The sequence below is a fragment of the Allokutzneria sp. A3M-2-11 16 genome (assembly GCF_024213555.1).
GTDB lineage: Bacteria > Actinomycetota > Actinomycetes > Mycobacteriales > Pseudonocardiaceae > Allokutzneria.
This window is the reverse complement of sequence record NZ_JANAVO010000028.1, coordinates 20,668-40,999: the sequence shown is the minus strand read 5'-3', so window position 1 is coordinate 40,999 and position 20,332 is coordinate 20,668. Positions and strand designations below refer to the sequence as shown.

Here is a 20,332-nt window from a genome sequence, read left to right as displayed (position 1 = left end):
TGCCGAATTACCTTCACTATCTGACTCGCTCAGACGTGGCCCTGGCCTGCTGATTCATCGGATAGGGGCGCAAGGCTAGACACCTACAGCGCTCATGGTCAAGATATCGGGCCATGGCGAAAGAGGAACCTTGGCCGCTCTCGGCCGAGGAGATGCACGACCTGCTCCAGTCCTGGGCGCTGCACATGAGTGCGGCCCGACTGTCGAAGCAGACGATCAAGTCCTACCGCGTCGGAGTCGAGCAGTTCCTCGCGTGGTGCGAGACGAAGGGCATCGAACCCGCGTTGATCAAGGACAACGTCAACGCGTTCATCGTCGACCTGGAGGACCAGGGCAAGGGCGACGCGACGCTCGTCGCGCGCCAGCTCGCCGTCCGTCGCTTCTCCTGGTGGCTGGACAAAGAGGATGAGATCGATCGCGACCGGCTGCTCGGACTGACGGCGCCGCGGCTGGACCAGCGCGCCCTGGTCCCGCTTACCGAAGACGAGATCCTGGCGCTTATCGGAACATGCGCCAGCAAGTCCTTTGTGGACAGACGCGATGAGGCTGTGATCCGCTTCATGGCAGAGACCTTCGTGCGCGCCGAAGAGACCATCAACATGGAAACCGAACACCTCAGCCTGCCCAAGGGCTCGGCCCTCATCTTCAGGGGCAAGGGAGGCAAGGGCAGGATCGTGCCGTTCGGGCCGCAGACCGCCCGCGCGCTGGACCGCTACCTGCGCATGCGACGCCATCACAGCAAAGCCGACTCACCCAAGCTCTGGCTCGGCGGCCGCGGTCACACCTTCGGGTATCCAGGCCTCTACCTGACGCTGACCCGCCGCGCCGCGAAGGCTGGCATCCCCGACTTCCATCCTCACCGCCTCCGCGGAACCGGTGCGACTCGCTGGCTCGAACGCGGCGGCAGCGAAGGCGGCCTCATGGCCGTCGCGGGATGGAGCAGCCGCGCGATGATCGACCGCTACACCCGTGCTACGAAGTCGAGTCGCGCCGCCGAGGAAGCGCGCAGGCTCGGCCTCGGTGACCTGTAAGGCCTATTTCTTGTGACGTTCTGAAATCTCGCGTAGATGTGCCGCCGCTTGGGTGATTGCAATTTCTTCAACTGAGTTGGGAATCGCGAGAACTCGGGCGGCGAGTTCATTCGTTCGGGTGGTTTGCGTGCGACTGCTGCGGGATCTCATGCCGATTCCGTAACCGACTGCGAAGACGACCCCAATGGCAGCGCAGGAGACTGGGCGCCACATTCGGTCGGACATCATCGATTGAGTCACGGCCGCAACTGTGATGGCCAAGACGAACAGGGAGGTCTTGCGTAGTCGGGGCATGTGAGACCCTTCCGCTACGAGCGGGTTCCCACTCCCGGCCTAAGTGGTGAGCGCTCCTGTGGATCTTTACGAGGCGATCAACTTGCCGCGTAAAGCGGTCTCTCCGCTACCCCGGTTATGGCTTCGTTACTGCAAATGAGCGCGCTACTTTGCCGAGTTGTCTGTAGATGTTTCCTCGGTCTCAAGCTCGCGCATGCGCCGACCGAGTTCCATGTACCAGCGTTCAAACGTCTCCGCGCCCAGTTCAGGTCCGAGTAGTCCGACAAGCTGCCGGTACTTCACACGAAGTAGACGGGTGAGCTCGTCATCGGGAGCGGCTTCGTCGACGTTGAGATCCTGTTCGGTCCCGGTGGGTTTGCCGCCCCGGAGGATCGCCTCGATACTTCCTGGCCTCCAGTCGAGGCCGCGTTCTAGGCCGTCTAGCGTGCGGCCTCGATAGCTCACGCGTCGCGCCGCTTCGATGGCCTGGACGGTGTCGAGTCCGATGGAGCCGCGGGCAGCGACTTCGAGCTGGCTCCAGCCGCGAGCTTCGCGACGGCTTCTTGCCTCGTCGGCGACGCGTGACCAGTCGGCTTCGGACCCCCGCATGCTGCACATGATGCCTACCTACGTCATGCCCTGTCCAGGCGCAAATAAGGCCAAAACCGTAATTGATTAACCGCTCAGCGTGTCCGCAGGTGGGCAACCTACCGTACAACCGCCTGATAACGACCTGACTAGGGCCTTGAAAGCTGCCTGAATCGAGCCTACGGTCAGTCCCATGCTGACCGCGAACGTGGACGGCCAGAAGCTCCGAGAGCTCCGAGAAAGCCGTGAGCTCACCGCACGCGAGCTCACCGAGCAGATGGCCAAGGACCTGGGACGACGGGTCCACATCGACACCATCTACAAGATCGAGAGAGGGAGTAGGCAGCCGAGTTCCAAGCTCCTTGGCGCATGGTGCCGCGCCCTCAAGACCGACCGGGCGATCGTGCTCGACTCGATCAAGGACTGCGCATGACGCCGGAGCAGCGCCAGCAGCGTGCCGAGTTCGGCCGTCTCGGTGCTTACACCAGCTGGGCGAACACCACCGACGCGACCGCCCGGACCGCTCCGGCCCGAGCTGCGTTCAACGACCGGTTCGAGAGGCAGGTCGACCCGAACAGGGAGCTGCCTGCCGCCGAGCGTGCCCGTCGCGCTGACGCTGCGCGCAAGGCGTTCTTCCTGCGCTTGTCGCTGGCCTCAAAGAAGGCCCGCGCCCGGCGCCGCAAGGGCGCTGCCTAGCCCCTGGTCCGGCCGTGCCTCCCTCTCCGGCCGGACCAGTGACTAACCCCCGAACAAGGTGCGGGCCGCTCGGATTCCGCCCCGAGCGACCCGCCGTCCATCAGTCACCGTCGAAGGAGAAACCTGATGAACACCAAGGATTCTAGCCGCCCGTCCGACCCGATCGTGACCATGCTCGCGCCGGTCGACGGCGACGAGCACGTGATCCGTTTCCGGGCCCGTGGTGAGGGCACCTGGTCGTGGCGGTGCGCGTGCTCGACGTCCCGGTCCGGGTACGCCTCGCTGCCGGACGCGCTGTCCCTGGTGCAGGTCGACCACGACGCCGCCCTCGGCGCGGTCGTCGCGCTCGTCCTGCCCTCGCTGCTGCCCGCGCGCCCGGCCCGGGTGCTCACCTCGGCGCTGACCGCGTTCGCGCCGCGTGCGGCGGTGATCGCATGAGCGCCGAGCGGTTTCAACAGTTTCTGTGGGCTGTGCTGGGGCACGCCGAGCGTCACCCGGACCTGCACGTCGGGTTCGGGGCCATGAACTCGTCGGCCGCTGGGCTGCACCTGATGGGCAACCCCGACGAGTGCGACTCCGCCGCGCTGCTGGGCTTGTGGTTGCGGTCCATGCCGGACGTCGCCGAGGTCAAGACGCACGTGCTCGGCGTGGCCAAGGTCCACTTGAGCATCACCGGCACGACCGCGTGCGGCTTCACGCTGGAGGTCTACACGGTCTACAGCGGCCCGTTCGTGGACGAGATCAAGCAGGCCGCCGAGTCCTCGTGCCAGATCTCCGCCGAGCGGTTCGCGCGCATCGTCGCCGGGGCGGTGGCGTCATGAGCGAGGGCTATGACGTCCGGCTGGGTCTGGCCGCGGTGATGGCGCACGTCCAGGCCAATCCGGGCCTGGAGTTCGGGGTCGGCGGGGTGTCGCTGCCGCTGGTGGTCTCGCCCAGCCTGGTTCCCGAGGTGCGGGTGAGCTGCCTCGACGAGGAGGTCGAACTGCTGATCCTCCTGCGGTGGGTGGAGTCGTTGCGCGCGGTCGAGCAGATCGAGGTCCGCACCTACACGCAGGAGGACCAATCGGTGTGGCTGCATCTGGAGGCGCGGGGGCAGCTGGTCAGCGGTGCCCCCGTCGAGGTGAACCTGTCCTACCGGGGCCAGCAGGTGAGGACGCTGCGGGATGCCGCCGGTGACGCCAAGCGTGTCGAGGTCGCGGAGTTCGCGCGCATCATCGGCGCCGAGGCCGGGGTGGTGGGGTCGTGATCGAGTTCGAGCGTCACTCGCTTCCGTTGGCCGAGCTCGGCATCGAGGTGTGGGAGTGGCTGCGGGCGGTGGCCGATCACGCCGAGCATCACGGCCTTCTCGGTGATCTGGCGATGGTCGGCGGGGTCGACCCGGTGATCCAGTTGCCGACGTGGCGGATGCCGGGCGCGCCGGGGCAGGCCGTGGTGGTGCTGGCGTGGTTGCGGTCGTTGTCGCACTGCCTGCCGGTGCAGGTGGATGCCTTCGAGGACTTCGCGGCCGTGTCTTTCCTCGGGCGGCTCTATGGCGGGCAGGTCGCCGAGGTGTGCGTGGTCTATGACGGCGCGGGTTGGCGTGAGTTGTGCGTGGCCGCCGCCGACGGCGGGTCGGTGAGCCGTGACGCCGTGGTGCACATCCTCGCTCGCGCGTTGGGGGTGAGCGCGTGAACGCGCCCGGTCGTGGTGTGTGCATCGCGTGTCGTCGTGACCGGCGGGTCCGTGCGGACGGCCGGATCTTCGCGCACGCCGACCCGCAGACGCCGGGCCGGTCCTGCCCGGGTTCGGGTGAGCTGCCGCGGCCGGTGTACGGGCCGCTGCACCGGGAGCCGCGTCACCTCACGGCCCCGTTCGACGCGCCCGGCCGGTCCCCGCAGCCGTACCCGGGCGAGGGTCGCGAAGCGTGGCGGGTCCGCGCGGCCGCGGTACGCCGGGCGGCGCTGATGCAGCCGCTCGCCGACGTCGAGCTCGGCGAGTTCGACGTCCGGATCATCGAGTGGTTGACGGGCTGGGAGCCCTCGACGGTGGCGACGGTCGCGTCCTGGCTGCACCGTGCTCGCGAGGCGGGACGCGCCGAGGCATCGGCCAGGCGGGCGGGCCGATGAACACCACGCCCTCGCCGCGCACGATGCCGCCGCGGATCGCCCTGGCCTACGGCGTCGCCGTCCTGCTGGTCCTGCTGCTGGTGGGCTTGGCCACCAGCAAGTTGGAAGCGACCAAGTACGAGCAGGCCGTCGTGGTCACCGCCGCGGTGGTGACCGAGTGATCGCCCGCCGCCGCCGTCTGCGCCGCTCACCGGTGCCCGCGCGGGTCCGTGCCGCTCAGGCCCTGTTGGTCATCGCCTGCGCCGCACTGGTGCTGGCCCTGTCTTCTCCTTGTGCTCCAACGGTTCCCGACATGGGCACCGCTGCGACTGTCCCTTGTGGAGGTTCGTTGTGATCGCGTCGTTGGTGCCCGCTCTGCGGGCGGTGTTCCGGTTCCTGGGCGATCGTGGGGTCCGCCCTGACTTGCCTGCGCCCACGGGGGTGTTTGTCCAGGCCACGGCGTCAGCGCCCTCAGGTGAGGTGCGGATGGTCCTACCGGACATGTACCGCGGCCGTCACTTCGGCGCGATCTGCGCGGTCGCCGACGAGCTGGGTGTGGAGCACGTGAAGGTGATCCGCGAGCAGGACTCCGTCGAGCTCGTGATCACCGCGGAGCTGCCCGAGGGCGTCGGCATCCCGGTCCGGGCCAGCAGCACGGCGTTCTTCGAGCCCGCCATGCTGCTGGTCGCGGAGCTGCCGCTCGGCCTGGACGAGCCACTGCTGGTGCACGTCAACGCGCTGCGCGAGCTCGCCGAGGTGGACATCCGTGACGGGTCGCGCCTGGATGAGCTGCGCCGCCACTGGTACGGCACCACGAGCCCGGCGCCGATCGAGCAGGACCTCGCCGCCGAGCTCGACGCCCTGCCCGCCGACGCGGGGCTGGACGAGCACGCGGTCGACGGCCTCGGTGACACCGCGATGTTGACCGTGTCGGCGGAGGCCGTGACCGCGGCCGTCGGCGGCGCCTGGATTCCGCTGGACCCGGTGCTCGACACCGCCCGGCACGACATGGCCGCCGAGCTCGACGAGCGCGACGAGGTGTTCCTGACCGAGCTGTCCACGGTCGCGGCGAGCACGGGTGGTGAGTCGCGGTGATCGGGTTGTGGGAAGCGCTCGGCGTCCTGGTGGATTTCGGCCAGCCGTATGCGTGGGTGTTGCTGATCGGCGTCGGGTTCGGGGTGTTGGTCGAGGCCGACCACACCCAGGACCACGCCGCGCGCGCGGAGGCCAAACGCAACAAGGGGGCTGCGGGTGGCTGAGATCGATCGCACCGCGCTGCGCACGGTGCGTGCGCACTTGACCAGCCACATCCGCGATCACGCGCGGCGGGAAGCGGCGATCCAGGCCGCCACCGTGGCGGGGTTCGCCGCGCTGGACCCGGCCACGTCCTCGGGGATGGTCGCCTGGCACACGGCGCTGGCCGACGCGTGGGACGCGGTCGCCTCCGGCGCGGTGTCGCCGTGGCCGGAGGGCCCGCCGCCGGTCCCCGACGAGATGGTGACCATGACCAGCAGCCTGGCGAACGCGCTGACGGAGTTCAACCGCAACATGACTCCCGCGCCCTGGAAGGCCGGTGAGGCTTCGTGATCGTCAACGACACGGCGATCCACCTGTGCCCGCAGGGCAAGCGCCGTCACGGGATCGGGCGGCTGAGTGCGCGTGAGCTGGAGCTGCTGCCCTTGGTCGCCCGCGGCCTGAACAATGAGCAGATCGCCGAGGCGATGGGTCTGGCAGTCCCGACGGTCAAGTCCTATCTGGCCAGCATCAACCAGGTAGTCCGGGCTCGTAATCGCGCACATCTGACCGCGATCGCCTACGTGGCGGGGGTGCTGGAGACCCCGGACGCCGCGGCCGCCGAGGCGATGATCGACACGGTGACCAAGCTGCGGTCGGCGCTGTGCGAGATCGCGCAGCTGTGCGGGCAGTCCACCGCGGCGTGGCCGCTGGCGTTGGCGTTGCCGCAGCTGGTTGACCAGGTCACCACGGTGGTGCGCCGCTACGTCGAGGTGTGTCCGGCGCCGGTGTCGACGATCCTCGCCGGTGCCGAGGCCGAGAAGGCCAGCGATGTGTTCGACACGGTCGTGGCCGCGCTCGCCGAGGTCGGCGCCCCGGCGCGGTTGCGCCGCCACATCCTCGGCGCAGTCCTGGACGCCACCGGTATCCCGCCCGGAGTGGCCGCCCCGCACGCCGAGGACCCGGTGGTGGCCAGCGTGGTCAACGACCGCCTGGCCCCGCTGCTCGCCGCAACGGAGGGGTTCACCGGTGGTGTCCATGGCAACGGGTGAGCGCTTCGCCGTCACCGTCGACGGCTGCCGTTACTTCTACCCCTCGCAGGCCCAGCGGGACCGGGCGCTGTGCCTAGCCGCGGCACGCCAGCAACTGGCGCACGAAGGCGTCAGGTGGCTGCCCATGCCCACGTGGGAGCAACTGAGCGAGCGTGAACGGGAGGACGCGATCCTCGATGCCTCCCACTGGCTCAGCGCCGCGACCCGTGCCGGGCTGCTCGACGATGACGTCCCCGCCCTGCGCGCGGAGATCGAACAGCTGCGAGCCGAGGCCACCGCCGCACAGTTCGGGGAAGGCCTGGCCTCGGCCGTCGGGCGGATGCCCGAGCTGCGCCAGGCCGTGGGCGCCCTGGTCCTCATCGCCGGACTGACCGGGCACACCGTCGAGGACTGGCCCCGCGCCCTGTCGGTGGCCGATGCCGCCGCCCACGCGGTCAACGGCGTCCGGGCGCTGCGCGACCGCTACCGCACCGCCGCCCGGGAGGTGGGCAGCCGTGGCTGACCTCACCACCTTCGCGAACCCATACCTCGCCTGCGACGCCTGCGCCTGGTGGGTCACCGGTGCACGCGGCCTGAACACTGAAGGCCCCGCCGTCAACGTTCCCTGCGGGCACAAGGCTGGGGCCACCAGCACGTGCCCGTCCTGGGGACCGGTCGACGGATGCACCTGCCGGGAACACCTCGGCCACGTCCCCCACGACGAGCCCGAGGAAGCCGACAGCCCGCGGTGCGTGATGGCTGACCGTCCTCTCTACACCCGCGCGCTGGGAATGACGGAGCGGCGAACGGCGAACGGTCTCTACACCGGCGAGTCCACGAAGGACGGTGCGTGATGACCATCCTGTCGCGGATCGAAAAGCCCGGTTTCGAGCTCACCGTCTGCGGGACGCCCAATAAGCAATGGCTGGACTGGCTGCTTACAACAGATAAACCGCTGACGGCCAACCAGATTTACTGGCGCGAGCTGCACCGCGACACCGTGAGGCGCTTCCCCGATCTCGGCACCGACACGGACGACGATGAGTCCACCCAGGACGGTGCGTGATGGCGGGTAACGGCACCTACGTGCGCTGGCAGCGTGACCAGCCGCGGGTTGTGAGCACGTTCCCGCCGCTGGGCGAGGACCATCCCGCTGTGCTGGCCCCGTGTGCGTTCTGCGCGGAGCCGCTCGGTGACGGCCGCCGGGTCGCGCTGGTGGCCATCGGACCAGCCCGCCATGACCGGCACCGGCACGACACCGGCCGCTGGTACTGCGCGCTCGCGGTGCTCACCCACGCCGACGACGTGCGGTCGCTGTCCGAGGACGAACTCGCCGCGTTCGTCTCCGAGCTCCGGTCCACATCGGACGGTGGCCGGTGACCGAGTCACGCCGGATGCAAGGCCGGTGGGCCGAGGCCGGTCTCGCCGCGCTCGCCGCGGTGTCGGTGCTCGGCTTGGTCGGGGTCGGTGTCTACGCGCTCGGCAGGGCGATCGAGGAGAGCGAGCGCCCGGCGGAGATCGACTACGTGGCGGTGTGTGTGGACCCGGCCACCGAGGCCCGTGTCGCCGATGAGCGGTGCGGCGACACCGACAATCCGCCCGGCGGGGTCATGTGGTTCTGGTCCTACACCCACGTCGGTGCGACCGCGCCGGGTGTCGGCGGGCAGGTCAACCGATCCCATGGCCAGTACGTGCGGCCACCGGCACACACGGTGGTGCAGCGCGGCGGTGTTCCTCGCGAGGGCGGGGCGGTCACCCGTGCCGGGTTCGGCGGTGGCTACAACGGCGGTGGTGGCGGATGAGCTTCCTCGCCTGCGCCCTCGGTGGCGATCGGGTGATCAACGTCGTCGTCCCCGCGTCCTGTCCGGAGTGCGGGAGGACCTCGGCGATGCGGGTGCATCTGGACCGCCGTTCCTACGCCCGGTGCGGGCACGCGTTCGCGTTGCCGCCGCTGCATCCCGGCGGCCGCCAGTGTGCGACCGGTGCCCCTCGACCTTCCAAGGAGTAGCTGTGATCATCCTGATGGTTCTCTCGACACTCGTCGCGGTGGGCATAGCGGTCCCGGCGGGGCGGACGCTGCGGCGAGCGCGCCGTCTACTCCATACCCAGCTGAGCATGCTCGCCGAGCTCGGCGTGAGCCCGTCTCCCTATGACGCGGGCACGGAGTTGGCCCGCTGGCAGCTGCTCGACCACGACGGCCTGACCCATGTCGCCCGCGAGCACGTCCTCGCCCGCGACCGCGTGGCGTTGTGGGAGGGCCAGCTCGCCGAGCACGGCGCGTCCGGCGTGCCGTCGGCGTTGGTGGAGGCGATGCGTGGTTACGCCGACGGGCTCGCGGCCTACCTGCCCGACGACCTGTTCGGGGGGTGTCGGTGACCAGTACCCGACGACCACCGGCCGGTACCCCGCTGACTCACCGTGAGCGCCAGGTGCTGCGGCAGGCCGCCAACGGGCTCACCGATGAGGCCATCGCCCGCCATCTCGGCTTGTCGTTCTCCACGATCAAGACCCACCTGCGCCGCATCTACTCCAAGCTCGATGCCCAGGGCCGCACCCACGCGGTCGCTCTGGCCTACGAGCGCGGAATCCTGCTGCCCGCCTCGGTGCCTCGCCCGTCCGACGTGAGCGCGCCGGAGGGCCGGTGAGCGTTGACCCTGTAGAAGCAGGTTCCAGCTCGACCGGCCCGCCGCCGGTCGAGCTGGAACCGATGCGCGCACACGAATGGCGGGAGCTGATCGGGCGCGCTGAGCTGGCGTGGCAGACCAAGTTCGTCGGCCTGGCGATGGCGCACTACGCCAACGCCGACGGCACCCGGGCGCGCCCGGGTCTGCCGTTGCTGGCCGCCGACACGGGCCTGTCCATGCGCACGGTCGGCACATACGTGCGGGGCCTGGCTGGCCTGGGGTTGTTGCAGCTCACCCGCCGTGGCGGTGGCCACGGTGGCGAGTTGGTGGCCAACACCTACCGGCTGACGATGCCCCTGGACCTGGTCGACCACGTCGCCGTGCGCCCGCCCGACCCGCCCATGCCGCGCCGGTATCGATCGGCAACCCAGGTTGCCGATCAAAACGGCCTGCGCGGCGCCCGAACCCTGCGTTGGCGCGGAATCCTGCTCCGCACCAACCTCGCGTCCGCGCTGAAGTTCACCGCCCTGGCCCTGTCCTGCTACGCCGACGGTGACGGCACCCGGATCTGGCCCGGCACCGAGATCCTGGCCGCCGACACGACGTTCTGCCAACGCACCATCGGCACCCACCTGCGTGCCCTCGCCACGCTCGGCCTCATCGAGTGCGTGCGCCGCGGTGGCGGCCGCGGTGGCGCCGATCAGCACGCCGAGTACCGCCTCACCCTGCCCGAGAACCTGCTCGACGTCGTCGAGCTCCGCGACCCTGACGCCCACCGCAAGCCCCTGCCACGCAACGACAACACGCCCTCGCCCGTGCCCGCTGTGTCCCCTGTGGACAACCCGGTTCCACCGGCAACCCAGGTTGCCGGTCACTGTGGACAGTCCCCTGTGGACAACCTGCCCGCCGACATGCCCGCAGAGGAATCGACCGGCAGTTCCGGACCCATTGACCGGCAGCCTGGGTTGCCACCTACCAGCCACGACCGGCCACAAGAACAATTTCCTTACGTACCAGCGGAACTACCGACCGCGCGCACGAGCGATGAAGGACAGCCGAATCCATCGCGGTGTGCGCACCGATTGTCGGCGCAGGTCCGGCTCGACGGGGCGCCGCGCTGCCCGCTGTGCCGACGCGCCGGTCACCCGATACCGCCGCCGAACCTGCACCCGCCCCCGGCTACCGGTCTCACCGCCCTGCTGGCCGCCGTCCCCTGATCGACCGGAGAACCCACTCGTGATCACCCGCGCTGCACTGGAAATCGCCCTCGACCGCGCCCACAAGGCCAGAGCGCTCACCGCGACCGGGCGCCTGGTGCTGCTCGCCCTGGCGTGCTGGGCCCGGCACACCACCGATGCCGGGGTCGACGTGCTCGGCCCGGTCGAGCTGCCCGAGCTGGAGGAGTTCGCCAAGCGACTCGGGTTGCGCCAGTCCCGGGTGGCGGGCGAGGTCTACCGGTTGGTGTCCACCGGGTGGCTGCGCACCGTCGGCCTGGGCCTGGTCGAGGTGGTGCCCGGCGGACACCGGCAGGCAGCGCGGTGACCCCCGCCCGGCGCGGCCGCCGCCGCCGCGGTGACGGCCGCGATCCCGGCGGCCTGTTCACCTGGGGCCCCGGCGGGCAGGTCCAGGCGGGCGAACTGCGCGCCAACCCCCGCGACGTCGAGTGCCGCAACCAGCGGTGCCGGGCCCGCGTCAGCGAGCCCTGCGTTCGCCACAAGCGCCACCGCGTCGTGCCGCTGCTGCGCGGCTACCACGACATCCGCATCCGCGACGCCGCGCAAGCCCAACTCGGCGCGCCACCCGCGGTACCCGATCCCCGTTCCACAACCTGAGGAGAACCCGCGTGAACATCACTCTCGACCTCACCGACCTGCTCCGTACCCGGCCGCACACCACGGCCCAGCCCTCCGCCGCGCTGCTGCTGCCGGTCGTCGACCACCGCGGTCGGCCGGTCGACCTCGGCCGCTTCGGCATCACCGTCGGTGAGCCGATGCCCGGCAACCCGCTGCTGCGCCGCGCCGACCTGCCCACCGGCTGGCTCGCGATGGCCCAAGACGACCCGCTGGGCCCGGGGGCGGTAGTGCTGGACGAACACCAGCGGCCGCGCCTGACCGCGCACACCCACGCTGATGTCAGCCGCGCCCCGTTCCTCTACGTGGTGTCCCTGACGCAGTACATCGACCACGCGGCCGCGGACAACCACATGCCCACCCTTGACGAGAAGTGGGCCACCGCCGAGGGCGTGATCCGCCGGGCCTGCCTGCTGCGCGTCCTCGCCGAGGCCAAGGCGGCCAACCACAGCTGCGGCTTCGACAGCTGCGCGGCGCGGGCCGGGTACCGCCGCCAAGCCCGCCGGTACAACCTGCTCGCCGAACGTGTCCGGGACGCCAGCCAGACCTCCGACGCCACGGCCGCGGCCGATGGCACGGTGACCAACACCAGCAGCCTCAGCGCGTCGACGCTGCTGGGCAGGATCGTCGCCTCCGTAGGAGATCCCTCCCGCTTTATCGAGGACATGGAAGCCACCGGGCAGCGCGAGTTCGTGGCCTCGACCGTGCTACCGACCGAGGTCCACGGCGGCCCCCAGGTGTTGACCGACCTCGGCGTGAGCCTCGGCGAGATCGTCGACGGCGACCCGCTGTTCCGCCACGTCACCCTCCCCGACGGCTGGACCCGCCGCGCCACCGAACACCCGATGTGGTCGGAGATCATCGACAGCAACGGCCACCCCCGCATCAGCGTCTTCTACAAGGCCGCCTTCTACGACCGCCGCGCCTTCGCCCGCATCGCCACCGAGACCGACGGCGGTGACCGGTGACGCGCCATCCCGCGAGGCAGCGCGTGCTGTCCCTGCCCCACATCGTGGCGGGCTGGGTGATGAGCTACCTCGTCGGCCTGGTCTTCACCGCGCCCCTGGCCATGATCGTGATCCCGCAGGACCTCGGCAGTGCCCTGCTCCTGTGGGCTCTGGCCGGACTCGGTGCCGCCGTTTCCTTTCGGACTGGCTACAACTTCGGCCAGATCGTCGGATGCGCCCGCGTGGCCGACATGTACGCCGAAGCCCACGGCACGCCCTCCGAGCAGGATCGGGGTCACCAGTGATCCCCATCCCCGTGCGCTGTCACCAACGCCCGCTACAGGGCGGCCTGGTCGTCCCGTGGATCAGCCTCGGTCTTGCCGACGGCACCCACGTGCTCGGCCAGACCCGCCGTGCCCGGGTCGAGGCGGCGTTCCTGCGCCGGATCTGCCAGATCTGCGGCGACTACATCGTCGGCAAGGTCGTGCTGTTCGTGCCCGACTCGAACCTCACCACCCACCTGGACACCGGCGAACCGCCGATGCACCCGGAGTGCGCGCACTACGCCGCCCAGGTGTGCCCGATGCTCACCGGCCGCCAAGCCGCCTACCGATCCACCCCGACCCGCGCCAACGGGCCCGCCGGTCAGGTCTGCCCCGACCCCGGATGCGACTGCGGCGGGATCGTCGACGAACCCGAGCAGCGCGCGGCCCTGGCCGGACAACCGGCTGAGCCCTGGCACGCCGTGTGGTGCTGGGACTACGTCCGCACCTACCTGCCCAGCGGTGAGTTCTACGGCGCCCGCGTCACCGCGCCGCTGCGCATCCGCCCGATCCCGCGCCCGCACGCCGACAACCAACTACGACCTGAACGGATAGCCGAGTGAGCAAGCGCACCACCACCTCCCGCCGCAAGTCCTCCCCGCCCACCTACGACGTCCTCGACATCACCCCGGCCGCGGCTGAGGAGATCCTGGCCCGCAACACCCACAACCGGAACCTGCGGCGCCGCATCGTGGCCGGGTACGCCCTCGACATGGCCGCGGGGACCTGGCCGGAGAACGGCGAGAGCATCAAGATCGCCACCGACGGGACCGTGATCGACGGACAGCACCGCTTGGCCGCCATCGTCGAATCCGGTACCACGCAACGGATGCTGGTGGTGGCCAACCTGCCGATGCAGGTCCAGGAAACCGTGGACGGCGGCGCCAAACGCACCTTCGGCGACATCCTCAAGCTGCGCCAGGAAACGCACTACTCCGCCGTGGCCGCGCTGTGCCGCCGCGTCGTGCTGTGGGAAGCCGGTGTCCGCCGCGGCGACAGCGCCCGCTTCCAGCCCACCACGCACCAGATGCTCGCCGTCCTGGACGCCTACCCGGAGATCCGCGACAGCGCCGCCGCGGGCATGGCCACCGGCGCCGCGGTGCCGATCCAACCGGCCGCGGCGAGCCTGTGCCACTGGCTGACCCACCGCATCGACGCGCAAGACTGCGCGTGGTTCTTCGAACACGTACGCACCGGCGAGAACCTGCGCTCCCGACACCCCGTCATGACACTGCGCCGCACGCTCACCCAGCCCCTGACCGCCCGCGCCCGGCTGCCCGAGGTCGTCACCACCGCCTACACCATCAAAGCGTGGAACGCCTTCCGCGAAGGACGCGAGATCGGTGTCCTGCGCTTCGTGGCTGGCGGCGCCAAGCCCGAAGCCTTCCCGGAGCCCCAGTGACGCCACCGGAGAACCCTCCGCCGCCCATGCTGCGACCCGCCATCGACGTCAAGGCGTTCGCCGCCACCATGTGCGCGGCCTTCGCCGACATGGCGGCCGCCGTCGCGGCGAGCCAGCGGGCCGCGGCCGCCACGCTGCGCCCGCTACTCACCAGCCTCGCCGCACGGCGGCGCGTCCAGCTACGCGACGGCCGCCGCGTACACCCCAGCCACGTGCGCCCGTCCCGGCTGGCCATCGACGGCCGCGCCTACCATCGGCGCCGCCGAACCAGGAGGAACACCCGATGACCAACCAGGACCACGACGACGTGGTGGCCGTGATCATCCGCACGGGCCCCGGCGGGGAGGTCGAGGCGCTGGCCGCGATCCGCGGCCCCGGCAGCGAGCGCCTGCTCGACGAGCTCGGCGAGGGCTACCAGGCCCATCCTGTCCGGGTGGTGAGCGCTCAGGAGTGCGTGGTGATCCAGCGGTGGCGGTGTCGCGCCACCGTCGCCGAGGGAGCGGTCACCGTGGCGGCGCCGGTGCGGATGCGCGGTGCCGCGGTGCTCGTGCTGCCCGGCGACGCCCTGCCGACGATCGAGAAGGTGTTGATCGACGCCGAGGCGGGCGAGCTCGACCGCACCGCGCTGGGCCTCGACCTCCATCACGTCACGGCGTTCGGGCCCTCGGCGCAGCGCGCCGAGGAGCTGGCGCGCGAGGCGGCCGAGAAGCTGCGCGACGGGTCGTGACCAAACCGTGAACCACGGTTCACACCATCCACTTGAAATGGTGTGAACCGTGGTTCATAGTTAAGGGGTCCCGCACAGCGGGGCCCCCGCCCCGGGTGCATCACCACCCGAAAGCGGGGCCACACAAGAGAAAGACGCGACACATGTACGAGCTTGAAGACACCCGGTACTACGGCTACCGGTACGTCGACACCGCCGAGCTGGACCTCTACGGAGTCGCCGGGCGCATCCTGTCCGACCTCAAGGCCGACCAGGCCACCGGCACCGTGGCCCAGGCCATCGTGTTCGTGCTCAAGGTGGTCGGCAACCGGATCTCGGTCCTGGCGCACCTGCTGCCCGCCGAGATGTCCGGCGAGTACGCCAACAGCGAGCACACCCGCGCTCGCATCAAGACCGTCACGGCCCGCTACAACTGGCAGGGCAAGGACAACAAGCACGACGTGCGATTCCTCGCCGAGATCAAGGTCGCCAAGGTCCGCGCCGACCGGCACGACGGACTCGACATCGGCGCACTCGTCGGCTGATCAATGACCGGGGCGGCACCCGCACAGGGTGCCGCCCCGGCCCCGCTCCGGCCCATCACGACCGGCACGGAGGTGTGGAGACGCGACACGTTCCCACCCTCGCAGTGTCACACACCCCGACGAGGACGACCGCCATGCCACGTGGACACCGCCCCCAGCCCGAGGCCGAACTCGCCGCGGTCCGCGAGATCGCCGAGGAGATCGCCGCACACGAGCAGCGCTACGCCGAACTGCTTGCCGAGCGCTCCCGGCGCACCGCGGCCGCCCGCGAGGCCAACGCCGCCGTGACCGCCATCGCCGAGGCCGCCAGGATCACCCCCCGCGCGCTCTACACGACGTGGGAGGTCCACGGCTACGACTACAACGCCCCGCGCTGAACCGCGCCGTCCGTCAGCATTCAGGAGAGGAAAGGGGATCAGGTGAGCAAGCTGATCGACAAGCTAACCGAGATCATGACGATGACCACGGATCCACTCCAGAGCCGACCGATCTACCTCACGCCGGACCAGTTCCTTGAAGTCATGCGCCGCAAGGGCAAAGCTGATCCGTTCGACGAGTCCGACCCCTGGAGCTGCTACAGCGGGCAGGTCTGCCCGGGGCCGGGCGTCCAGCTCATCGTGGTCGAGAACCCGGAGGAGTCCACGCCGTACCTGGAAGGGTGGGAGCTGTAGAACGCGCGTTCGATTCGGGTCTTCTGTGGGGGTCATGAGCGGCGCATACTGCCGATCATGACCGCCGCGCCGTTCGCGTTGTGTGTGCTGGGCTGCGCCGACTCGTTCGGCCAGCCGTACCCCGCCGTCGAGGGCACCCTCGCGTGCGACATCTGCGCGCACGCCGTGGACGCCGCGCTCCGGCAGATCGCCCGCGACTACGAGTTCCTGCTCGACCCCCGCAACCTCGTGCCTGGCGCGGACTCGTCCGGCCGCGGCAACCCCGGCTACGGCTCCCGCTCGCCCGCGCGGGACGACCTGATCATCTGCACCGACCCGCGCACCACCTACGACGAGCGCGCCGAGTCCGCCCCGGCCATTCTGTCGCAGTGGGTCCGCGAGATCGTCGAGTCCACCGACATGACCGCGCCGGAGCGTGCCAGCGTCGCCGGTGACATCGCCTGGCTGCTCTCCCGCAAGGTGTGGCGGTGGGTGATCTCGCAACCGTGGCTGGACGAGTTCGGCGGTGAGGTCTTCGAGCTGCGGGAGCACCTGGCGCACATCGTGCGGCCGCGGGCCCGCGCCGTGCCGATCGGTCCGTGCCCCGTGCCGAGCGGCGTCCCGGGCAACACCGCGCCGTGCGGCACGGCGCTGCGGGTGCGGCCGGACGCCGAGCTGGTGCGCTGCCGCACCTGCGGCACCACGTGGCCGCGTGAGCGGTGGGACGAGCTCGGCCACGCCCTGGGCTGCCCGCGCTCGGATTACGCCAGCCTCTCGGTATGGCTGGGCGTGCCGGTCGGCACGTTGCGCCGCTGGTGCGCACAGGATGGGTGGGCCCGCGATCCGGCCGGGCATTCCCGGGCCCGGCCGGTGTGGCTGCGCACCGACGCGCTCGCCAGCTTCACCGCTCGGCGACACACCGCGCCGGACCCGTTGATTGCCGTCTGAGCTGGGGCGAACGTAGAGTCTGATCAGGTGGAACCCGTGTCTCCAGTGGACCGGACCCGATCGGCCACCCCGGAACCCCCGAGCACCCCCCCAGGGCTTGGGGGTTCCGCTCGTTGCGGTTGTTCCAATTTGTGGAGCAAGTTGGAGCAGGCTGGGAGGTGGCGCGTGCCCTACACCTCCCATGGTTACTGGTTCGGTCGCGGAACTCCGACCACACCGCCTCCGCCGCGTGCCCGCTGCGGGGGCCCCGGTATGTGCACCACGTGTCGCAGGGAGTTGCAGCACCAGGTGATGAGGCTGCCCCGGCGCTTCCAGGTGTGGCGGGAGGTCGATACGAGCGGCCGCTCCCGCACCGGCCGCGTGGCTGACGGCGTCCAGTGGCCCGACGGCACGGTCACCGTGCGCTGGCGTGGTGACCAGGCGTCCACCGCGCACTGGGATTGCCTCGCCGACGCTGAGCTCGTCCACGGACATGGCGGCCTGACCCGGTTCGTGTGGACCGACGAGGAGTAGCGCGATGACCGGCGGCAATCCGTACGTGACCATCCGTCCGGGCCACGATCCCAAGCCGGTCACGCAACTGCCGAAGGAACCGGCCACGCCCGCGGGCACTCGCGGGAGGGTGTTCTCCGGAGAAGGCGCCCGATGCCCGGCGTGTGGCACGTGCCTGAACCGCGGGAGGTGACCCCACGATGGGCGACTGGACGACGATGGTCGAGGGCTTCGAGATCACGCCGGTGGCTGAGTTCCCGACGCAGCTCCTCGCCCCGGCTGCCACGCCCGCGCCACCACCTGCGCCGTGTCCGACGTGCGGGCGGTGTCCGACCTGTGGCCGGTGACCGGCCGCCGAGGATCAGGCCGCGGCGCTACCGCCGCACGTTCTCGGGGTGGTGGTCGTCGTGGCGCGCAGCAAAGGCCGCACGGGCCGACCGTTCCGGCGGGTGCGGTGGGCGGTGCTGACCGAGCACCAGGTGTGCGTGTGCCACCTGTGCGGTCACCCGATCGACCTCGACCTACCGCGCGAGCATCCGATGAGCGCGACGGTGGATCACCTCGACCCGCTCTCGCGTGATGGCGCGGAGCTGGACCCGGAGAACATGGCGCCCGCGCACCGGCGGTGCAACGCCCGCCGCGGCAACCGACCGCTCGGCGAGGCGAAGCGGTCGCGGACGTCGAGAGCGTGGTGAGTCCGTGCTGTACGTCGTGTCCGGTCCGCCAGCGGCGGGCAAGTCCACGTGGGTGCTGAGCAGGGCGCGACCCTACGACATCGTCATTGACTTCGACCGGCTGGCGCACGCGCTGACCGGAGCGAACGCGGATGCGCACAACCACACCGCGCCGGTGCTGGCCACCACCAGGGCAGCACGCAAGGCGGCGCTCGGTGCTGCGCTTGCGCACCGTCATCGCGTTGATGTGTACGTGATCCACTCGGCCATGACCGACCGCGACCACCTGCGCTACGCCCGGCTCGGTGCCGAGTTCGTGGTCGTCGATCCCGGCCAGTCGGTGGTGGTGGCGCGGTGCCTGCGTGCTCGTCCTGCCGCGGCGATGGACCTGGTCCGGCGCTGGTACGGCGAGTGATCGCCGCTTCCGCGAGCTCGATCACGAAACGAACGTCCCGCCGGTCACGGCGGGGTAACAGGAGGGCGGGGGGCCGTGGTCGGTCGTGATGACGTGCGACAGGGAGACCCCATCGCTCACGACTCGCCCAAAAACTCCCCAGGCCCTGGGGAGGGGGGCGCGGGGCCAGTCGAGGCGGGTCTGCGGGCCACCCTCGACGACCTGCCTGGGCTCTCGGTGGCGCACGAGGCGCTGTCCGCGCTCGCGCTGAAGCTCGCCCGTCAGCTCGATGACGGCGCGGGCCTGGCGACCGCGGCGGTGTCCCGGGAGCTGCGCGCGTGCCTGGACGCGCTGTGCAAGGACGGGGGCGCCAGTGACCCCGACGAACTCCACGAGCTCGTGGGGGCACTGTCCACCCCAGTGGGCGACATCCCGCACCCCTGAGCGCCCGACGCTGGGCCCGCGCGTGGCGCAGGTCGCCGAGCAGCTGGGCACGCCGCTGATGCCGTGGCAGCGCGGCGTCGCCGACATCGCCCTGGAGGTCGACCCGCTCACGCGGCGGCTGGTCTACCGGCAGGTCGTGCTGACCGTGCCGCGGCAGTCCGGCAAGACCTCGCTCATCCTCGCCACCGCGGTGCAGCGAGCCCTCGGCTTCGGCTCGCGCCAGGTGATCACCTACTCCGCGCAGACCCGCAACGACGCCCGCAAGAAGTGGGAAGACGACCATGTCGAGGCGTTGAGGAACAGCCCGTTCGCCCGCCTGTTCCGGGTCCGCAAGGCCAACGGGAACGAAGCGGTGATCTGGCGCAACGGCTCCCGGCACGGGATCTCCTCGACCACCGAGAAGGCCGGGCACGGCTCCACATTGGACTTGGCGTTCGTCGACGAGGCGTTCGCCCAGGTCGACGACCGGTTGGAGCAGGCGTTCAAACCGGCGATGATCACCCGCGAGCAACCCCAATTGTGGGTGGTCTCCACCGCCGGGAACCGCGGCAGCTCGCTGTACCTGTGGGACAAGGTCGTTGACGGCCGCCGCCACGTCGAGGACGGCCGCACTTCCGGCGTCGCGTACTTCGAGTGGTCCGCGCCGGAGGACGCCGACCCGGGCGACCCGGCGGTGTGGCGGGCGTGCATGCCCGCGCTCGGCCACACCGTGACCGAGGACGCGATCCGCGACGACTTCGTGTCGATGAAGCGGATCGAGTTCATGCGGGCCTACCTGAACATGTGGCCCAAGCGCGTGGTCGTCGACCCGGTGATCCCCGCCGAGACCTGGGCCACGCTCGTCGACGAGCACTCGCGCATCCCCGGCGCGTTGGTGTTCTTCCTGGACATGACGCCCGCGCAGACCGCCGGGGCCATCGCCGCCGCCGGTCGGCGTGCTGACGGGCGGATGCACGTCGAGGTCGTCGAGCACCGGCCCCGCACGGGGTGGATGGGCGAGCGGGTGATCGAGCTCGTGCGGAAGCACAACCCCGCCGCCGTCGTGCTCGACCCGTCCAGCCCCGCCGGTGCGCTGATCCCGGTGCTGCGCGAGGCCGGGATCGAACCGAAGTTGATGACCGCCCGCGACGTCGCGCACGCCTGCTCCGCCTTCTACGACGCCGCGACCAAGGACGCCCTGCGCCACCTGAACCAGGCCGAACTGAACGCCGCCCTCGCGGGCGCCAAGAAGCGCCCACTCGGCCATGCGTGGGCGTGGGACCGCCAGGACCCCGACATCGACATCAGCCCGCTCGTGGCCGTCACCGGCGCCCTGCACGGCTTCGCCCAGTACGGCCAGGTCCCCGAACCCGAAGACGTCGAACCGTTGTGCGCCTGGGGATAGAGCAAGGGGGTGG

The 20,332-nt window shown here is 70.5% G+C and carries 40 protein-coding genes; 39 read left to right on the top strand and 1 reads right to left on the bottom strand.

Features of this window, described 5'->3' with window-relative positions; translation table 11 throughout:
* Positions 1 to 152: 152 nt before the first annotated feature.
* Positions 153 to 1,031: a tyrosine-type recombinase/integrase gene (locus NLX83_RS39745; protein WP_254240472.1), complete on the top strand. Its 879-nt coding sequence runs from the start codon at positions 153 to 155 to the stop codon at positions 1,029 to 1,031.
* Between the two features lie 438 nt (positions 1,032 to 1,469).
* Here NLX83_RS39745 and NLX83_RS39740 read toward each other — a convergent pair whose 3' ends face one another.
* A complete protein-coding gene (locus NLX83_RS39740) occupies positions 1,470 to 1,913 on the bottom strand; it encodes a helix-turn-helix domain-containing protein (RefSeq protein WP_254240471.1) in 444 nt (147 codons plus the stop codon).
* A gap of 172 nt (positions 1,914 to 2,085) precedes the next feature.
* On the opposite strand from NLX83_RS39740, the gene NLX83_RS39735 reads away from it, so the two are divergent.
* From NLX83_RS39735 to NLX83_RS39550, 38 genes are all read left to right on the top strand, one after another.
* Positions 2,086 to 2,325 (top strand): helix-turn-helix domain-containing protein, encoded by a 240-nt coding sequence (locus tag NLX83_RS39735; RefSeq protein WP_254240470.1) that lies wholly within the window; start codon positions 2,086 to 2,088, stop codon positions 2,323 to 2,325.
* Positions 2,322 to 2,588, top strand: coding sequence for a hypothetical protein (locus NLX83_RS39730; protein ID WP_254240469.1), 267 nt, complete (start codon positions 2,322 to 2,324; stop codon positions 2,586 to 2,588). Before NLX83_RS39735 ends, NLX83_RS39730 begins: the two co-directional genes overlap by 4 nt.
* A 126-nt stretch (positions 2,589 to 2,714) precedes the next feature.
* Entirely contained in the window at positions 2,715 to 3,026 is a 312-nt protein-coding gene (locus tag NLX83_RS39725; protein ID WP_254240468.1) for a hypothetical protein, read from the top strand.
* Positions 3,023 to 3,409, top strand: a complete 387-nt coding sequence (locus NLX83_RS39720; RefSeq protein ID WP_254240467.1) for a hypothetical protein — start codon at positions 3,023 to 3,025, stop codon at positions 3,407 to 3,409. Before NLX83_RS39725 ends, NLX83_RS39720 begins: the two co-directional genes overlap by 4 nt.
* Positions 3,406 to 3,834: a hypothetical protein gene (locus tag NLX83_RS39715; RefSeq protein WP_254240466.1), complete on the top strand. Its 429-nt coding sequence runs from the start codon at positions 3,406 to 3,408 to the stop codon at positions 3,832 to 3,834. The genes NLX83_RS39720 and NLX83_RS39715 overlap by 4 nt, the downstream gene beginning before the upstream one ends.
* Positions 3,831 to 4,259, top strand: coding sequence for a hypothetical protein (locus NLX83_RS39710; protein WP_254240465.1), 429 nt, complete (start codon positions 3,831 to 3,833; stop codon positions 4,257 to 4,259). Before NLX83_RS39715 ends, NLX83_RS39710 begins: the two co-directional genes overlap by 4 nt.
* The gene (locus NLX83_RS39705; protein WP_254240464.1) at positions 4,256 to 4,693 is read left to right on the top strand and encodes a hypothetical protein; all 438 of its coding nucleotides are present in this window, start codon (positions 4,256 to 4,258) and stop codon (positions 4,691 to 4,693) included. The genes NLX83_RS39710 and NLX83_RS39705 overlap by 4 nt, the downstream gene beginning before the upstream one ends.
* Positions 4,690 to 4,854, top strand: coding sequence for a hypothetical protein (locus tag NLX83_RS39700; protein WP_254240463.1), 165 nt, complete (start codon positions 4,690 to 4,692; stop codon positions 4,852 to 4,854). Before NLX83_RS39705 ends, NLX83_RS39700 begins: the two co-directional genes overlap by 4 nt.
* Positions 4,855 to 5,158: 304 nt before the next feature.
* Positions 5,159 to 5,767 carry a hypothetical protein gene (locus NLX83_RS39695; protein ID WP_254240462.1) on the top strand — a complete coding sequence of 203 codons (609 nt, stop codon included), beginning with the start codon at positions 5,159 to 5,161 and terminating at the stop codon, positions 5,765 to 5,767.
* Complete coding sequence (locus NLX83_RS39690; protein WP_254240461.1) at positions 5,764 to 5,931, top strand: hypothetical protein; 168 nt, start codon at positions 5,764 to 5,766, stop codon at positions 5,929 to 5,931. Before NLX83_RS39695 ends, NLX83_RS39690 begins: the two co-directional genes overlap by 4 nt.
* Complete coding sequence (locus NLX83_RS39685; protein WP_254240460.1) at positions 5,924 to 6,259, top strand: hypothetical protein; 336 nt, start codon at positions 5,924 to 5,926, stop codon at positions 6,257 to 6,259. Before NLX83_RS39690 ends, NLX83_RS39685 begins: the two co-directional genes overlap by 8 nt.
* Positions 6,256 to 6,957, top strand: a complete 702-nt coding sequence (locus NLX83_RS39680) for a helix-turn-helix domain-containing protein (protein ID WP_254240459.1) — start codon at positions 6,256 to 6,258, stop codon at positions 6,955 to 6,957. Before NLX83_RS39685 ends, NLX83_RS39680 begins: the two co-directional genes overlap by 4 nt.
* Positions 6,944 to 7,459, top strand: a complete 516-nt coding sequence (locus NLX83_RS39675; RefSeq protein WP_254240458.1) for a hypothetical protein — start codon at positions 6,944 to 6,946, stop codon at positions 7,457 to 7,459. The genes NLX83_RS39680 and NLX83_RS39675 overlap by 14 nt, the downstream gene beginning before the upstream one ends.
* Positions 7,452 to 7,790, top strand: coding sequence for a hypothetical protein (locus tag NLX83_RS39670; RefSeq protein ID WP_254240457.1), 339 nt, complete (start codon positions 7,452 to 7,454; stop codon positions 7,788 to 7,790). The genes NLX83_RS39675 and NLX83_RS39670 overlap by 8 nt, the downstream gene beginning before the upstream one ends.
* Positions 7,790 to 8,002, top strand: a complete 213-nt coding sequence (locus tag NLX83_RS39665; protein WP_254240456.1) for a hypothetical protein — start codon at positions 7,790 to 7,792, stop codon at positions 8,000 to 8,002. The genes NLX83_RS39670 and NLX83_RS39665 overlap by 1 nt, the downstream gene beginning before the upstream one ends.
* Complete coding sequence (locus NLX83_RS39660) at positions 8,002 to 8,316, top strand: hypothetical protein (protein ID WP_254240455.1); 315 nt, start codon at positions 8,002 to 8,004, stop codon at positions 8,314 to 8,316. The genes NLX83_RS39665 and NLX83_RS39660 overlap by 1 nt, the downstream gene beginning before the upstream one ends.
* Entirely contained in the window at positions 8,313 to 8,738 is a 426-nt protein-coding gene (locus NLX83_RS39655) for a hypothetical protein (RefSeq protein ID WP_254240454.1), read from the top strand. The genes NLX83_RS39660 and NLX83_RS39655 overlap by 4 nt, the downstream gene beginning before the upstream one ends.
* Entirely contained in the window at positions 8,735 to 8,944 is a 210-nt protein-coding gene (locus NLX83_RS39650; protein ID WP_254240453.1) for a hypothetical protein, read from the top strand. Before NLX83_RS39655 ends, NLX83_RS39650 begins: the two co-directional genes overlap by 4 nt.
* A 2-nt stretch (positions 8,945 to 8,946) precedes the next feature.
* Entirely contained in the window at positions 8,947 to 9,312 is a 366-nt protein-coding gene (locus tag NLX83_RS39645; RefSeq protein WP_254240452.1) for a hypothetical protein, read from the top strand.
* On the top strand, positions 9,309 to 9,581 hold the full coding sequence (locus NLX83_RS39640) for a response regulator transcription factor (protein WP_254240451.1): 273 nt from the start codon (positions 9,309 to 9,311) through the stop codon (positions 9,579 to 9,581). The genes NLX83_RS39645 and NLX83_RS39640 overlap by 4 nt, the downstream gene beginning before the upstream one ends.
* Positions 9,578 to 10,777: a helix-turn-helix domain-containing protein gene (locus NLX83_RS39635; protein WP_254240450.1), complete on the top strand. Its 1,200-nt coding sequence runs from the start codon at positions 9,578 to 9,580 to the stop codon at positions 10,775 to 10,777. The genes NLX83_RS39640 and NLX83_RS39635 overlap by 4 nt, the downstream gene beginning before the upstream one ends.
* Before the next feature lie 19 nt (positions 10,778 to 10,796).
* Positions 10,797 to 11,102 carry a hypothetical protein gene (locus NLX83_RS39630; RefSeq protein WP_254240449.1) on the top strand — a complete coding sequence of 102 codons (306 nt, stop codon included), beginning with the start codon at positions 10,797 to 10,799 and terminating at the stop codon, positions 11,100 to 11,102.
* Positions 11,099 to 11,392 carry a zinc finger domain-containing protein gene (locus NLX83_RS39625; protein ID WP_254240448.1) on the top strand — a complete coding sequence of 98 codons (294 nt, stop codon included), beginning with the start codon at positions 11,099 to 11,101 and terminating at the stop codon, positions 11,390 to 11,392. Before NLX83_RS39630 ends, NLX83_RS39625 begins: the two co-directional genes overlap by 4 nt.
* An 11-nt stretch (positions 11,393 to 11,403) precedes the next feature.
* Entirely contained in the window at positions 11,404 to 12,378 is a 975-nt protein-coding gene (locus NLX83_RS39620) for a hypothetical protein (protein ID WP_254240447.1), read from the top strand.
* A complete protein-coding gene (locus NLX83_RS39615; protein ID WP_254240446.1) occupies positions 12,375 to 12,662 on the top strand; it encodes a hypothetical protein in 288 nt (95 codons plus the stop codon). The genes NLX83_RS39620 and NLX83_RS39615 overlap by 4 nt, the downstream gene beginning before the upstream one ends.
* A complete protein-coding gene (locus NLX83_RS39610; protein ID WP_254240445.1) occupies positions 12,659 to 13,243 on the top strand; it encodes a hypothetical protein in 585 nt (194 codons plus the stop codon). Before NLX83_RS39615 ends, NLX83_RS39610 begins: the two co-directional genes overlap by 4 nt.
* Positions 13,240 to 14,082, top strand: coding sequence for a hypothetical protein (locus NLX83_RS39605; RefSeq protein ID WP_254240444.1), 843 nt, complete (start codon positions 13,240 to 13,242; stop codon positions 14,080 to 14,082). The genes NLX83_RS39610 and NLX83_RS39605 overlap by 4 nt, the downstream gene beginning before the upstream one ends.
* A gap of 26 nt (positions 14,083 to 14,108) precedes the next feature.
* Complete coding sequence (locus NLX83_RS39600) at positions 14,109 to 14,369, top strand: hypothetical protein (protein WP_254240443.1); 261 nt, start codon at positions 14,109 to 14,111, stop codon at positions 14,367 to 14,369.
* Positions 14,366 to 14,809, top strand: coding sequence for a hypothetical protein (locus tag NLX83_RS39595; protein WP_254240442.1), 444 nt, complete (start codon positions 14,366 to 14,368; stop codon positions 14,807 to 14,809). Before NLX83_RS39600 ends, NLX83_RS39595 begins: the two co-directional genes overlap by 4 nt.
* Positions 14,810 to 14,952: 143 nt before the next feature.
* Positions 14,953 to 15,333 carry a hypothetical protein gene (locus NLX83_RS39590; protein ID WP_254240441.1) on the top strand — a complete coding sequence of 127 codons (381 nt, stop codon included), beginning with the start codon at positions 14,953 to 14,955 and terminating at the stop codon, positions 15,331 to 15,333.
* Positions 15,334 to 15,467: 134 nt separating this feature from the next.
* A complete protein-coding gene (locus tag NLX83_RS39585; RefSeq protein WP_254240440.1) occupies positions 15,468 to 15,710 on the top strand; it encodes a hypothetical protein in 243 nt (80 codons plus the stop codon).
* A gap of 42 nt (positions 15,711 to 15,752) precedes the next feature.
* Positions 15,753 to 16,004, top strand: a complete 252-nt coding sequence (locus NLX83_RS39580) for a hypothetical protein (RefSeq protein ID WP_254240439.1) — start codon at positions 15,753 to 15,755, stop codon at positions 16,002 to 16,004.
* A 57-nt stretch (positions 16,005 to 16,061) separates the two neighbouring features.
* Positions 16,062 to 16,931 carry a hypothetical protein gene (locus NLX83_RS39575; protein ID WP_254240438.1) on the top strand — a complete coding sequence of 290 codons (870 nt, stop codon included), beginning with the start codon at positions 16,062 to 16,064 and terminating at the stop codon, positions 16,929 to 16,931.
* Positions 16,932 to 17,222: 291 nt separating this feature from the next.
* Positions 17,223 to 17,444 (top strand): hypothetical protein, encoded by a 222-nt coding sequence (locus tag NLX83_RS39570; protein ID WP_254240437.1) that lies wholly within the window; start codon positions 17,223 to 17,225, stop codon positions 17,442 to 17,444.
* Positions 17,445 to 17,830: 386 nt separating this feature from the next.
* Complete coding sequence (locus NLX83_RS39565) at positions 17,831 to 18,118, top strand: HNH endonuclease (protein WP_254240436.1); 288 nt, start codon at positions 17,831 to 17,833, stop codon at positions 18,116 to 18,118.
* A 4-nt stretch (positions 18,119 to 18,122) separates the two neighbouring features.
* Positions 18,123 to 18,512: a hypothetical protein gene (locus NLX83_RS39560; protein WP_254240435.1), complete on the top strand. Its 390-nt coding sequence runs from the start codon at positions 18,123 to 18,125 to the stop codon at positions 18,510 to 18,512.
* 216 nt (positions 18,513 to 18,728) lie between these two features.
* Positions 18,729 to 18,935, top strand: coding sequence for a hypothetical protein (locus tag NLX83_RS39555; protein WP_254240434.1), 207 nt, complete (start codon positions 18,729 to 18,731; stop codon positions 18,933 to 18,935).
* A gap of 22 nt (positions 18,936 to 18,957) precedes the next feature.
* Entirely contained in the window at positions 18,958 to 20,319 is a 1,362-nt protein-coding gene (locus NLX83_RS39550) for a terminase large subunit domain-containing protein (protein WP_254240433.1), read from the top strand.
* Positions 20,320 to 20,332: the final 13 nt, after the last annotated feature.